This is a genomic window from Nocardia ninae NBRC 108245 (assembly GCF_007990755.1).
GTDB lineage: Bacteria > Actinomycetota > Actinomycetes > Mycobacteriales > Mycobacteriaceae > Nocardia > Nocardia ninae.
This window is the reverse complement of record NZ_BJXA01000055.1, coordinates 47,455-61,110: the sequence shown is the minus strand read 5'-3', so window position 1 is coordinate 61,110 and position 13,656 is coordinate 47,455. Positions and strand designations below refer to the sequence as shown.

The 13,656-nt window shown below is 66.8% G+C and carries 11 protein-coding genes; all 11 read right to left on the bottom strand.

The genetic code is table 11. The features are described from left to right. A partial coding sequence (rpoB, locus tag NN4_RS30735) for a DNA-directed RNA polymerase subunit beta (RefSeq protein ID WP_147138803.1) occupies nt 1-2,979 on the bottom strand: 2,979 nt, incomplete at its 3' end. A gap of 388 nt (nt 2,980-3,367) precedes the next feature. Beyond that, nucleotides 3,368-4,081 (bottom strand): hypothetical protein, encoded by a 714-nt coding sequence (locus NN4_RS30730; RefSeq protein WP_147138801.1) that lies wholly within the window; start codon nt 4,079-4,081, stop codon nt 3,368-3,370. Nucleotides 4,082-4,092: 11 nt separating this feature from the next. Beyond that, nucleotides 4,093-4,791, bottom strand: coding sequence for a hypothetical protein (locus NN4_RS30725; RefSeq protein WP_186818712.1), 699 nt, complete (start codon nt 4,789-4,791; stop codon nt 4,093-4,095). Between the two features lie 29 nt (nt 4,792-4,820). Continuing rightward, entirely contained in the window at nt 4,821-6,062 is a 1,242-nt protein-coding gene (locus NN4_RS30720) for an MCE family protein (RefSeq protein WP_147138799.1), read from the bottom strand. After that, nucleotides 6,059-7,252, bottom strand: coding sequence for an MCE family protein (locus tag NN4_RS30715; RefSeq protein ID WP_147138798.1), 1,194 nt, complete (start codon nt 7,250-7,252; stop codon nt 6,059-6,061). The genes NN4_RS30720 and NN4_RS30715 overlap by 4 nt, the downstream gene beginning before the upstream one ends. A gap of 41 nt (nt 7,253-7,293) precedes the next feature. Then, nucleotides 7,294-8,547, bottom strand: coding sequence for an MCE family protein (locus NN4_RS30710; RefSeq protein WP_147138796.1), 1,254 nt, complete (start codon nt 8,545-8,547; stop codon nt 7,294-7,296). Between the two features lies 1 nt (nt 8,548). Further along, entirely contained in the window at nt 8,549-9,559 is a 1,011-nt protein-coding gene (locus tag NN4_RS30705; RefSeq protein WP_186818711.1) for an MCE family protein, read from the bottom strand. Next, a complete protein-coding gene (locus tag NN4_RS30700; RefSeq protein ID WP_186818710.1) occupies nt 9,559-10,635 on the bottom strand; it encodes an MCE family protein in 1,077 nt (358 codons plus the stop codon). Before NN4_RS30700 ends, NN4_RS30705 begins: the two co-directional genes overlap by 1 nt. Next, a complete protein-coding gene (locus NN4_RS30695; RefSeq protein WP_147138794.1) occupies nt 10,632-11,987 on the bottom strand; it encodes an MCE family protein in 1,356 nt (451 codons plus the stop codon). The genes NN4_RS30700 and NN4_RS30695 overlap by 4 nt, the downstream gene beginning before the upstream one ends. Beyond that, a complete protein-coding gene (locus tag NN4_RS30690; RefSeq protein WP_226887528.1) occupies nt 11,984-12,748 on the bottom strand; it encodes an ABC transporter permease in 765 nt (254 codons plus the stop codon). The genes NN4_RS30695 and NN4_RS30690 overlap by 4 nt, the downstream gene beginning before the upstream one ends. Before the next feature lie 105 nt (nt 12,749-12,853). Beyond that, nucleotides 12,854-13,648, bottom strand: coding sequence for an MlaE family ABC transporter permease (locus NN4_RS30685; protein ID WP_107659493.1), 795 nt, complete (start codon nt 13,646-13,648; stop codon nt 12,854-12,856). Nucleotides 13,649-13,656: the final 8 nt, after the last annotated feature.

The window sequence follows — 13,656 nt, the reverse complement described above, 5'->3', positions numbered from 1 at the left end:
GTCGTCGACCATGCGCTCACCATCACGGTTCGGCAGGGTCGAGGCGAGCAGACCGGTCAGCTCCTCTTCGCGGGCGCCGTCGAACACCGGGGTGGCGATGTTCGAGTCGGCCGGGGCCGCCAGCATCTCCTCCGGCAGCGCCTTGGCCCAGTCGGGACGAGTCCCGTCCGCACCGACGCCGACATCCCAGCCCGCCTTGCCGATCCACCCGAGGTGGGTCTCCAAGATCTGGCCGATGTTCATACGACGCGGCACACCGTGGGTGTTCAGGATGATGTCGACCGGGGTGCCGTCCGGCATGAACGGCATGTCCTCGGTCGGCAGGATCTTGCCGATAACACCCTTGTTGCCGTGGCGACCGGCGAGCTTGTCGCCGTCCTGGATCTTGCGCTTCTGCGCCACGTACACGCGCACCAACTCGTTGACACCGGGAGGCAGATCGTCGTCGTCCTCGCGCGAGAACACGCGGATGCCGATGACCTTGCCGGACTCACCGTGCGGCACCTTCAGCGAGGTGTCGCGCACCTCGCGCGCCTTCTCGCCGAAGATCGCGCGCAGCAACCGCTCCTCGGGGGTCAGCTCGGTCTCACCCTTCGGGGTGACCTTGCCGACGAGGATGTCGCCGTCCCGAACCTCGGCGCCGATGCGCACGATGCCGCGCTCGTCGAGGTCGGCGAGGACCTCGTCGGAGACGTTCGGGATGTCCCGGGTGATCTCCTCGGCACCGAGCTTGGTGTCGCGGGCGTCGATCTCGTGTTCTTCGATGTGGATCGAGGTGAGAACGTCCTCTTCCACGAGGCGCTGCGACAGGATGATCGCGTCCTCGTAGTTGTGGCCTTCCCACGGCATGATCGCGACGAGCAGGTTCTTGCCCAGCGCCATCTCACCGTTCTCGGTGCACGGACCGTCGGCCAGCACCTGGCCGACCTCGACCCGCTGGCCCTCGTCCACGATCGGCCGCTGGTTCGCGCAGGTGCCCTGGTTGGAGCGGGCGAACTTGCGCATCCGGTAGCTCTTGCGAGTCCCGTCGTCGGCCATCACGGTGACGTAGTCGGCGGAAACCTCCTCGACCACACCGCCCTTCTCGTTCACCACGACATCGCCGGCGTCGACAGCGGCGCGCAGCTCCATGCCGGTGCCCACCACGGGGGCCTCGGAACGGATCAGCGGAACCGCCTGACGCTGCATGTTCGCACCCATCAGGGCGCGGTTGGCGTCGTCGTGCTCGAGGAACGGGATCATGGCCGTCGCGACCGACACCATTTGGCGCGGCGAGACATCCATGTAGTCGACCTCATCGGCGGCGACGAGCTCGTTCTCCTCGTTGCCGCGGCGGCAGAGCACCCGGTCCTCGAGGAAGCGACCTTCGGCGTCGACCGGCGAGTTGGCCTGGGCCCGGACGTGCCGGTCCTCTTCGTCGGCGGTGAGGTACTTGACCTCGTCGGTCACCCGACCGTCGACCACCTTGCGGTACGGCGTCTCGATGAAACCGAACGGGTTGACCCGCGCGTACACCGACAGCGAACCGATCAGGCCGATGTTCGGGCCTTCCGGGGTCTCGATCGGGCACATGCGGCCGTAGTGCGAGGTGTGCACGTCACGGACTTCCAGGCCGGCCCGCTCACGAGACAGACCACCCGGACCAAGGGCCGACAGGCGGCGCTTGTGGGTGAGGCCCGACAGCGGGTTGTTCTGGTCCATGAACTGCGACAGCTGCGAAGTTCCGAAGAACTCCTTGATCGCGGCGACGACCGGGCGGATGTTGATCAGGGTCTGCGGCGTGATCGCCTCGACGTCCTGAGTCGTCATCCGCTCGCGGACCACGCGCTCCATCCGGGAGAGACCGACCCGGATCTGGTTCTGGATCAGCTCGCCGACGGTACGCAGGCGACGGTTACCGAAGTGGTCGATGTCGTCGACGTCGACCGGGACCTCCTGACCGCCGGGGGCGGTCATGACGCGGTCACCCGCGTGCAGGCGGACCAGGTACTCGATCGTGCTGACGATGTCTTCCTTGGTGAGCACCGATCCGGTGACCTGCTCGCCGAGGTGGATACCCAGCTTCTTGTTGATCTTGTAGCGACCGACGCGCGCCAGGTCGTAGCGCTTCTCCTTGAAGAACAGGTTCTCCAGCAGGGTCTGCGCGGACTCCTTGGTCGGCGGCTCGCCCGGACGCAGCTTGCGGTAGATGTCCAGCAGCGCCTCGTCCTGACCGGCGGTGTTGTCCTTCTCCAGCGTCGACATCATGATCTCGGAGAAGCCGAAACGCTCGACGATCTCCTCGTTCGTCCAACCGAGCGCCTTGAGCAGCACGGTGACCGGCTGACGACGCTTGCGATCGATGCGCACACCAACGGTGTCGCGCTTATCGATGTCGAACTCCAGCCACGCGCCACGCGACGGAATGACGCGCACGCTGTGCAGGTCCTTCTCGGTGGTCTTGTCGACCGAATGGTCGAAGTAGACACCCGGCGAACGAACCAACTGCGAAACGACGACGCGCTCGGTGCCGTTGATGATGAACGTGCCCTTGTCGGTCATCATCGGGAAATCTCCCATGAAGACCGTCTGGCTCTTGATCTCACCGGTGTTGTTGTTGATGAACTCCGCGGTGACGAACAACGGCGCCGCGTAGGTCATGTCCTTGTCTTTGCACTCGTCGATGGAGGCCTTGACCTCCTCGAACCGAGGGTCAGAGAAAGACAGGGACATCGAGCCGGAGAAGTCCTCGATCGGCGAAAGCTCCTCGAGCACCTCCTCGAGTCCCCCGACTAGCCCGACATCGCCGCGAAGGGCGACCTTTTCACGCCATGACGGCGAACCGATCAACCATGCAAATGAGTCCGTCTGTAGATCGAGAAGTCCGGGCACCTCCAAGGGTTCACGGATCTTCGCGAAAGACACCCGCAACGGGGCTCCGGGGATTCCGGCAACTGCCTTGGTCTGGGTGGAGACTGCCAAGATGCGTCCTTCCAGCACCTCACGCGCGTCGCGTGGTGGTCCGCGACCGTCGCTTGTCTGCTACGAATTCCGCTGGTTACAACCCGAACGAAACCCGAACAGGCAACAACGGAAGTAACACCGGAAGGTGGAACTTTCGTGTGCAAATCGAGGTATGGACAGGAGGCAGCCAGCGCAACGTCCAACCGTACACCAACCGTCACGGGGGTGTCAACCTACCACCCGTGCGCACATTCACGTGGCTGGCGCGCCGTGTCCGAATCGCTGGCTGCGTCGAGGACGACGGGGCGTAATGGAGCCACTGTGACAGCTGCCGCTGTTGTGAATAGCGTGACGGCTCCGGCGAAACTCGTCAAGTAGGCGGGCCCTACCAGGGCCGAGTGAGATCGCCTGGGCCGCTACACGATCACTGGTCGACGATGTCGCTGGCCAGCCAGCGATCGCCCACCTTCTGCATGTGCAGCACGACCGGACCCGCCACGCTCTGCTGCGCGGCGCCGTTCTTCGTGGCGCTGACGACCAGGTTGACCAGCAACTCGGCGCGATCATCGGTGAGCAAAGTCACACCGATTGGTTCGGCTTTGGCATCGGCGCTGGTCTGGGCCTGTTTTACCGCCGAGATGGTGGTGTCGGCGTACTTGTCCAGATCGGCCAGCATCTTGCCGGTGAGCACCTGACGAGCCGTGTCGCGGTAGCCGTCGATGTTCTTCACGTCGTAGGCGTAGACCGTCTTCAGCGCGTGATCGGCGGCCGCGCGCACCTCTTCGGTGGCCTTGTTGTCGACGAACGCCTTGTTCGAATCGTCGACGCCGGGGCGCGAGGCGGCAACCGCCGCGAATCCGCCGAGCAACACCGCGGCGATCAGGCAGGCGGCGACCAGGGACCAGAACGAGCGCCCCGACTTGCCGGAGCCTCGGCCGAGCTTCCTTCGGGCTCTCACGCGCTTGCCCTGCTCCGGCTGCTGCGCTGCGGGGGCCTGGCGCGGCGTGGTGGGGCGGGTGGTGCCCGTCACCCGCGGCTTGCGGCTCGGCGTGCTGCGCGGCGCGGCGGCGCGCGACTGCTGGTCGCCGGCCGGGCGGCGCTTGGAGGTGACCCGGTTGATCGGTTTGCGAGAGGTCATGACTGGTTCTCCTACGATCCCGGCTTGGGCGCGGCGGGCGGCTGGTCGGCGGGCGGCGCCTGCGGGGACTGGCTCTGGCCACCGCTCAGCAGCACCGGCTGGCTGAGCGAGGAGATCTGCTCGGCCTTCCAGACCTCGCCGGTCTTGGTCACGTCGACATTCCAGGTGTAGCGGTAATCGGCCGGCGGCTTGTCCTTGCCGTGCTCGGTCACCTGCAGCACAACCAAGGCCGAGGCCTTGTCGTTCTCGCTGTTCAGCGTGGTCAGCGCGGAGCCGAGCACCTTGGACGTCATGCCGACGCCGGTCTGCTTGGCCAGCGTCTCGGCCTGGTCCTTGTTCTTGTCGGCCGAGTCGAGCAGCGCGCCCGTCATCGACGAGCGGGCCAGCGCCAGCGAGCCGGGGACGTCGTCGAGGTTCATCGAGGTCATGTTGAGCGCGGCCTGACGGGCGGCGTCGAGCGCGGTGTCGCGGGCGTCGGCGCGCGGGGCGTCGTTGATCGCGGCGCGCACCCAGCCGGTGCCGAACCAGACCGCGGCGACGAGCGCGACGACCAGGGCGGCGGCGGAGCCGATCAGCGCACAGGTACGGAGGACGCCGGACGTCTCAGCCGGAGCCTCAGCAACCACGTCGGACTCGACCGCGCCGTCAGCGGGGTCCGGTGATTCCTGCGGCTCGGAAGGATCGAGCTGCTTCTTCAAATCAGCACTCACGCGAGACACCCTAACGTCATCGTTGCTGGTCACCGCTTCGGCGTGACTCCCATCAGGGTTGCCAGCTGCACGGCGATCGGAGACAGGTTCAGCCGTTCCGGATCGGTCTTGGGGGTCGAATCCCACGGCTGCTCGACCCGCGGATCGGCGAGGTCGGCCCGTTCACCGCCGCGCACGGCGGTCGGGTTACCTTGCGGCACAAGGCACTTGGCGTCCTTGTTGAAGGGGAACTCGTCGCGCGTGTCGTCGAAGTTCGGGTTCTGCGCCTTCATCTGTTCGAGGATCCGCTGCGTCCCCTCGTACCCGACGGTACAGGCGGGCGGATTATTGGCCTCGAGCACCAGACCGAAGTGCGTGGTGCCGTCGCCGGGCGCGGTGGCCGAGCCACCGATCGACAGCTGCGGCAGGAACTGCAGCAGCGGCCGGATGGCATAGAACTTGGGCGAGATGGCCTGCAGCAGCAGCCGCAGGTTCGCCAGGTCCTGGGTGAGCGCGCCACCGCTCTCGTGCAGCAGCGCGTCGATCTGCTGGCCGGCGTCGGTGCCGGTGCCGATCAGCCTGCGGATGTCCGGATCGCTGGAGCGCAGCTGCGCGGTGAGCTTGTCCAGGCCGTCGCTGAACTCGCGGATGGCGCCGGACTGCTCAGCTTGGGTGCCGAGCACGACCCTGCTGTCGCGGATCAGCTGGATGGTCTGCGGCAGCGTCTCGTTGAACGTGCTGGTGAACTTGTTCAGCGAGTCGACGAAGATCTGCAGGTCGTCGCCCTTGCCGTCGAACGCCTTGCCCAGCTCGCGCACGGTGGTGTTCAACGCCGCCAGATCGACCGAACGGGTGAAGGAGTCCACGCTGGCGACCAGCTGCTCCACCGGCACCGGCGTGGTCGCCGAGGTGATCACCGAATTGTCGTGCAGGTAAGGCCCGGTGTCGGTGTCGGGCTGCAGGTCGACGTACTGCTCGCCGATCGCGGAACGGTTGGCCACCACGGCTTTCGCGGTCGCGGGAATCTTCGGCGAGCCCGAGTCGATGATGAGGTGCATCAGCACGCCGTCGCCGGTGAGTTCCAGCTGCCCGACCCGGCCGACCGGCACGCCGCGGTAGGTCACCTCGGCGCCCTTGTAGATGCCGCCGGTCTGCGCCGCCTGCACCCGCACGTCGTATTGACCGAAGCCGAGCATGTGGTCGAGCCGAATGTATTTGGCGCCGACGTACACCACGCCGACCACCGCGACGACGGCGAACGCGATCAACTGCCAGCGGACCAACTTCGTCATCGCGGACCACCCACTCCCAGCTGCTCCAGAATCGCGCCCACCGGATTCGGCGGCACGCCCGGCGCGGGCGGCTGCGCCATGTTCGGCGGCAGCGGCAGGATCGACACCGTCGGCCACCCCGGCCGCGGGCCGTTGCCGTTGTAGTACGGGTTGGTCGGGTTCACCGGCACCGGCGGGCCGAGCGGCGGCGTGTACACCGGATCCGGTTTGCCGACACCGAGATTGCTCAGCGTGACGCCGATCTGCTGATCCACCGACAGCCAGGTGTTCACCGACCCGCCGAAGGTGGACTCCAGCGTGGAGTCGGGGAACGGATAGGTCGGGATCAGCGGCAACGCGGTGATCAGATCCGGCGCGGCCTTACCCAGCTCCTGCAGGGTGGGGCGCAACGAGGTCAGGTCACGGATGAGGTCGTCCTTCGAGTGGTTCAGCACGTCGAAGCCTGCCTCGCCGACCCGATCCAGCTGGCTGAGCAGCCCGACCAGCTGCGGGCGCTGCTCCTCCAGGATCTTGACCCCCTGCGGCAGCTCGTCGAGGATCTTGCCGATCTGCTCGGTCTGGCTGCTCACCCGGCTGCTCAGCACGTCGAGACCGTCGAGGGCCCTGGTGATGTCGTTCACCTGGTCATCGAGGCCCTTGATCAGGATGTTCGCCTGCTCGAGCAGCGAACGCACCCGATCCTCGCGGCCACCGATGGTCTTGTTCAGCTCGGTGACGATCGGCTGCAGCTGTGCGACGCCACCACCGTTGAGCAGCAACGACATCGCGCCCAGCACCTGCTCGATCTCGGTGGCGTGCCGGGTGTTGGCGATCAGGATGGTCGAACCGTCGGTCAGCTTCTTCGCCTCCGGCTCGGCCGCCGGCTTGGACAGCTCGATGAACTTCTCGCCGAGCAGGTTCGACTGGCGCACCTCGGCCCGCGCGTTCGCGGGCAAGTCGACCGAGGAGTTCACCACGGCGCGCACGGTCGCGGTCCACTGATCCTTGCCGATCTTGATGTCCTCGACCCGGCCCACCGGCACGCCCTCGACCTTCACCGCGGACTGCGGCACCAGATCGAGCACGTCGTCGAACTGGATGTCGATGCGCATCGGGTGCGCGCCGACGTCGGCGCCACCGGGCAGCGGCACACTGTAGATGCCGTCGGAGGAGCACGAGGTGACCAGCGCAGCGGCCAACCCCAGGGCCATGACTGCGCCGAGACCCCCTGTGACAGAACGGATTCGGTGACTCACCGCTCACCTCCCTGCGACGGCGGCAGCCGATCCGACGGGACGCCGGGCACGGTGCCCGGCACCGGCGCCCGCTGCTGGTTCTCGCCGCTGAGGATGCCGAACGGCAGGATCAGCGTCGGCGTCTGCACCCCGGCGGTGATCTGGTCGGAGATCTCCTTGCAGTGGTCCAGGATCGGGCGCATCTGCCTGCCGAGCGCCTCGAACTGCGGATCGCCCGGCCGCAGCTTGGACACGTCGATCAGCTTGCACATGACCCCGAACGGGTCCTGCAGGTCGGTGAAGTTGGCGCGCATGTCGAGGGTGCCGGACTCGGCGTTGTGGATATTGATCAGGTTGCTCAGCGCCAGCGGCAGCACCGGCAGTGCCGCGGCCAGGTCGTCGCGCTGATCCGACAGCGTCTTGGTCAGCGTGACCAGGCCCTCGGCATTGCTGGCGATCAGATCGCGGTTGTTGTCGATGAATCGGGCGACGTCGCCGAGTGCGACGGACAGCAGATTCAGTGCGGCGCCGAGATCGTCGCGCTCGCTCGCGAGGAAGCTGGACAGGTCGGCGAGCTGCACATTGAACTGGCGCACCTGCGCGTCGTTCTGGGCCAGCATGGCGACGAAGCTCTGCAGGTTCTTGACGGTGTCGAAGATGTCGCCGCGTGCGTCGGACAGGTACTTGGCGGCCTTGGACAGCTGGGTGAGGCTGTTGGCCAGCGCCTCGCCGTTGCCGTCCAGGTTCGCTGCGCCCGTGCGCACCAGTTCGTTGACCGCGCCCTCTTTGTTGGCACCGTTGGGGCCCAGCGCATCCGAGAGTTCGGTGATGCTCTTGTACAGCTGGTCCACCTCGACCGGGGTGACCGTGCGATCGCGCGGAATGGTCGCGGTGCGTGGCATTTTCGGGCCGCCGGTGTACACCGGAGTCAGCTGGATGTAGCGGTCGGACACGATCGAGGGCGTGATCTGCGCGGCCCGCGCGTCGGCCGGGACGTCGTAGGCGCGATCGACGCTCATGACGACCTTGACCTGATCACCCTGCGGCTCGACCGAATCCACCCGGCCGACCGGCACGCCGAGCACCCGTACGTCCGAGCCCTCGTAGATACCGACCGAACGATCGAAGTACGCGGTGATCTTGGTGGTGGTCAACCGGTCGAACGTCCACCACAGCACCCCGGCGGCGACCACGGCCACCACCACGACGAGTGCGATGGTGATCTTCGTGCCGCGCCCCGAATCGCGCAGCGCCTGCAGCCGATCCGCCATGTCAGTTACCTCCCATGTTGCGGATCGGCGGACGGGCACCGGGGATCTCCGGCAGCGCGGGCGGGATCAGGTTGACGATCACCGCGTCGAACCAGCGGCCGGTGCCGAGCACATTGGCGTAGAGCCCGTAGAACGGCGCCGCGAGTTCCAAGGTCTTGGAGATGTTCTGCTGGTTGGCGTTCAGCAGATCGATCGAGCCGCGCAGGTTCTTCAGCGCGGGACCGATCTGCTCCTCGTTGTCGTGCACCAGCGCGGTGAGTTCCGCCGATACTGTCTTGGCGCCGGAGAGCAGCTGCGCGATCGACTGCTGCCGGATATTGAGCTCGGCCAGCAGCTGTCCGCCATTGGCGAGCAATCGCTCGAACTCCGCGTTGCGGTCGGCGAGCACCTTGGTGGTCTGCCTGGTCGCGGCGAACAGCTTCTTCAGTTCCTCGTCGCGTTTGGCCAGCGTCTCCGACAGGCGCGCGACGCCATCGATGGAGCCGCGCAGCTCCGGCGGCGTGGTGGCGAACGCGTCGGAGAGCACCCGCATGCTGGTGGCCAGCTGCGCGGTGTCGATCTGGTCGATGTTCTTCGCCGCGTCGGTGAAGGCGTCCACCACGTCATACGGAGAAACGGTGCGCGACAACGGAATCCGGGTCGCCGGGTCGGCCGCGCGGGAGCCCTTCGGGTCCAGCGCCAGGTACTTCTGGCCGAGCACGGTCTTGATCTGGATCGAGGCGGTGGTCTCGCTGCCGATCCAGGCGTCCTGGGTGCGGAAGTCGACCAGCACCTTGGCGCCGTCGAGGCGCACGTCGGACACCGAACCGACCTTCACGCCCGCGATGCGGACCTCGTTGCCCTTCTTCAGACCTGCGGCCTCGGAGAATTCGGCGGTGTACTTGGTGCCGGCACCGATGATCGGCAGCCGATCCAGGAAGAACGCCGACACCGTCACCAGCAGCACCATCGCGAGGCCGAGCACCCCCATGAAGACGGGGCTGCGGCGTCCGAGCAGAATCCGGTCGTCCATCAGCGGGCCTTCCCGGAGCAGCGCGGCGCGGCGTTGGTGTAGAGCGGCTGGTTGATCGTGGGCAGTCCGGCGGGCAGGTTCAGCTGCGGCGCCTCCACCGCGCCGGGGCCGACGACGATGTCGATACCGCACAGATAGAACTGGAACCAGGAGCCGTAACTGCCTACCCGGCCGAGCTTCTCCATCTTGACCGGCAGGTTGGCCAGCACGGCGTTCACGTCGTCGCTGCGCTCGTTGATGGTGCCGGTGAGCTGGCTCAGCCCGGCGATCGAACCCTGCAGCGTCGGGCGCACCGGGACGAGCAGATCGGCGGTGGCCGAGGCCAGGTTGCCGAGCGAGGTCACCGATCGGCCGATCGTGTCGCGTTCCGCGGACAGCCCGCTGACCAGCGCCTCGGTATTGACGATGAGCTGGTTGAACTGGTCGTCGCGCTGGTTGACCGTGTCGAGCACGGCGGTCAGGTTACGGACGAGCTGACCGATCACCGCGTCCTTGTCCGCGATCTTGTTGGTCAGGCTCGCGGTGGTGGCCACCAGGTCGTGGATCGTGCCCTGCTCGCCCTGGAACACCTGGATGATCTCGAAGGAGAGCTTGTTCACGTCGTCGGCGGTCAGCGTGCGGAACAGCGGCCGGAAGCCGTTGAACAGGGTGGTCAGGTTGAGCGCGGGATGGGTGCGCTCCAGCGGGATGGTGCCGCCCGCGTTGAGCTTGCGGCCCTGCTCACCGGTGCCCTGTTCGAGCGCGATGTAGCGCTGGCCGACCAGGTTGCGGTAGCGGATGCTCGCGGTGGTCGAGGCGGGCAGCCAATCCCGGTCGGTGAGTTCGAATTTCACCTCGGCGAGGCGCTTGTCCACGATCGAGACGTCGGTGACCTTGCCGACCCGCACCCCGGCGATGCGCACCTCGTCACCCGCGTTCAGCGAGGTGACATCGGTGAAGCGAGCCTTGAACTCGGTGCCGCCACCGCTGTAGTTGGCGATGGACAAACCGAGCATGGTCGTAGCGAACAGCGTCACGATGACGAAGATGATCAGCTTGGTCAGCGGCCCGCCCAAGCCACGCAGTGTCTCCTTCATCGCACGCTCACCTCGCTGCCACGGAACGCCGGCGCGCCGGCCCTGGTCACCCAGCTCGGCACTTGATCAGGCGAGACACCGTGCGCCGCACCGTAGATCGCGCCGAGCGACTGCTGCTCCAGCGGCGAGCCCGCGATGGTCGCGACATTGCCCGCCGGGTAGACCCCGAACTGCGGCGGCGACAGCTTGCCCGTCTCCTGGTCGCCGGGGTAGCGGCTCGGCACCGCGTAGGAGCCGTCGTTGTTCGCGCCGCCCGTGTACTGCCCGGGGTCGACACCGAGCGGCTTCTCCGGAATACACCACGGCCCACGGTCGTCCAGCCACCGCGGCTCGTCCTGGTTCGGCAGGTACTTGCCGCGCGGGTTGGTCAACTCGATGGTCACCCTGGTGCCCGGATGCTCGGTGCCCTTGCCGAGGATCTCGTCGATGCGCGGCTTGAGCTGTGCGAAGTTCGCCATCACACACGGGAAGGTCGGCGAGTAGGTGGCCAGCATCTCCAGCAGCGGGCGCGAATCGGCGGACAGGTCGATGATGTTGTCGCGGTTGGCGACCAGGAAATCGGCGGTGTTCGACGAGGCGGGTGTCAGCACCGCGTACAGCGAGTCGATGTCCCAGCGGCGCTGCACCACGGTCGCGTTGGTGGTGCGCAGGTTGTCCAGCGCGTTGACCAGCTGCGGCGCGGCATCGGAGTAGGTGGCGGCCACCTCGGCGAAGCTGCGCAGGTCTTCCTGCAGGTCCGGCAGCACGCCGTTGACCTGACGGAAGATGTTGTCCAGCTTGTCCACACTCTCGCCGAGCGCGAGACCCTGACCGGACAGCGCCTGGGAGAGCGCACCGAGGGTGGCGGCGAGATCCTGCGGCGGAATCGCCTGCAGCAGCGGCATCAGATCGTCGAGCAGCTTGCTCAGTTCGATCGCGTTGCCACTCTTGTCCTGCTGCAGCACCACGCCGTTGGTCAGGTGCGCTCCGCTGCGGTCGGCGGGGATCACCAAATCCACATACCGCTCGCCGAACAGCGTCTTCGGCAGCAGCCGCGCGGTCGCGTTGGCCGGGATCTGGTCCGCCTTGTCCGGCTGGATGGCGAGGTTCAGTGTCACCCTGCCGTTCTCGGAGTAGCTGGACCGCACCTCGCCGACGCTGATGCCGCGCACCTTCACGTCCGCGTTCTTGGTCAGCGCGTTGCCGACGCTGTCGGTGACCAGGTCGACGTCGACCGTCTTCACGAACTGCTTGTTGTAGATCGCGATGGTGGTGGCCAGGAACAACGCGACGACCACGAAGAACGCGATGCCGAGCAACCGGATGCGCAGCTTCTCCGTCGACCGCCACGCCTGCACCCCGCGCGCGCTCATCCCGCCACCCGCACGGTCGTCGTGGTCCCCCAAATCGCCAAGCTGAGGAAGAAATCGAGCACGTTCACCAGCACGATGGCGGCCCGCACCGCACGCCCGACCGCGACGCCGACACCGGCCGGTCCGCCGGTGGCGTGGAAGCCGTAGTAGCAGTGCACCATGATGATCACGAACGCGAAGACCAGCACCTTGAGGAACGAATAGAGCACGTCTTCAGGTGGTAGGAACAGGCTGAAGTAGTGGTCGTAGGAGCCGCTGGACTGCCCGTTGAACCAGATGCTGATCATCCGCGAGGCCAGGAACGTGCCGAGCAGGCCGACGATGTAGAGCGGGATCACCGCGAGGAAGCCCGCGATCACCCGGGTGGTGACCAGGAACGGCACACCGGGCACCGCCATCACCTCGAGCGCGTCGATCTCCTCGGAGATCCGCATCGCGCCGAGCTGCGCGGTGAAACCACAGCCCACCGTCGCCGACAGCGCCAAAGCCGCGACCAGCGGCGCGATTTCGCGGGTGTTGATATAGGCGGTGAGGAAGCCGGTGAGCACGGAGCTGCCGAGCGCGTCCAGCGCCTTGAAGCCCTGCAGGCCGACGACGACGCCGACCGAGCCGGACATGAACACGATGACGCCGATGGTGCCGCCGATCACCGCGAGCGCGCCGCTGCCGAAGGTCACCTCGGCGAGCAGCCGCATGACCTCCTTGCGGTAATGCACGGCGGTGCGCGGGATCCAGGCGATGGCGCGCGAGTAGAACGACATCTGCTCGCCGGCCCGGTCGATCACCTTCAGCGGTGCGCGCACGACGTCGCCGGCCCGGCGCAGCGACTTGGCGAGAACGGGGTTGCGGTACTGGGTGGCCACCGGTCAGGCGCCCTTGGCCGGGACGACCTGCAGATACACCAGGGTGAGGATGAGGTTCACGAAGAACAACACCAGGAAGGTGATGACCACCGATTGGTTCACCGCTTCACCTACTCCTTTCGGACCCCCTTTGGGATGCAACCCCTTGTACGCGGCGATCACACCGGCGATCAGGCCGAACACCAGCGCCTTGATCTCACCGATCCACAGGTCGGGCAGCTGCGCCAGCGCGGAGAACGAGGCGAGATAGGCACCCGGCGTGCCGCCCTGCAGCAGCACGTTGAAGAAGTAGCCGCCCGCGATGCCGACCACCGAGACCAGACCGTTCAGCAGCAGCGCCACCAGCGTCATGCCGAGCACCCGGGGCACCACCAGCTTGGCCACCGGATCGACGCCGAGCACCTCCAGCGCGTCGATCTCCTCACGGATGGTGCGCGAGCCGAGGTCGGCGGCGACCGCCGAACCCGCGGCACCCGCGATGATCAACGCCGTCACCACCGGCGCCGCCTGCTGCACCGTGGCGAGCACGCTCGTTGCGCCGGTGAAGGATTCGGCGCCGAGCTGCTTGATCAGCGAACCGGTCTGCAGCGCCACCACCGCACCGAACGGGATAGCGACGAGTGCGCTGGGCAGGATCGAGACGCTGGCGATGAACCAGGACTGCTGGATGAACTCCCGCCACTCGAACGGCCGGCGGAACGTCTTGCGCAACACGTCCACGAACAGCGCAAAGATGTTGCCGGCCTGGCCGAACCCCGACTCCAGTGGAGTCCGCAATCGCGCCAGGGAGGAATTCACGATCGCAG

Excerpts from the sequence above, each read along its gene's own strand:
- NN4_RS30730 (WP_147138801.1), bottom strand. The coding sequence starts at position 4,081 with ATGACCTCTCGCAAACCGATCAACCGGGTCACCTCCAAGCGCCGCCCG.
- NN4_RS30720 (WP_147138799.1), bottom strand. The coding sequence starts at position 6,062 with ATGACGAAGTTGGTCCGCTGGCAGTTGATCGCGTTCGCCGTCGTCGCG.
- NN4_RS30715 (WP_147138798.1), bottom strand. The coding sequence starts at position 7,252 with ATGGCCCTGGGGTTGGCCGCTGCGCTGGTCACCTCGTGCTCCTCCGAC.
- NN4_RS30710 (WP_147138796.1), bottom strand. The coding sequence starts at position 8,547 with ATGGCGGATCGGCTGCAGGCGCTGCGCGATTCGGGGCGCGGCACGAAG.
- NN4_RS30705 (WP_186818711.1), bottom strand. The coding sequence starts at position 9,559 with ATGGACGACCGGATTCTGCTCGGACGCCGCAGCCCCGTCTTCATGGGG.
- NN4_RS30700 (WP_186818710.1), bottom strand. The coding sequence starts at position 10,635 with ATGAAGGAGACACTGCGTGGCTTGGGCGGGCCGCTGACCAAGCTGATC.
- NN4_RS30695 (WP_147138794.1), bottom strand. The coding sequence starts at position 11,987 with ATGAGCGCGCGCGGGGTGCAGGCGTGGCGGTCGACGGAGAAGCTGCGC.
- NN4_RS30690 (WP_226887528.1), bottom strand. The coding sequence starts at position 12,748 with ATGTCGTTCTACTCGCGCGCCATCGCCTGGATCCCGCGCACCGCCGTG.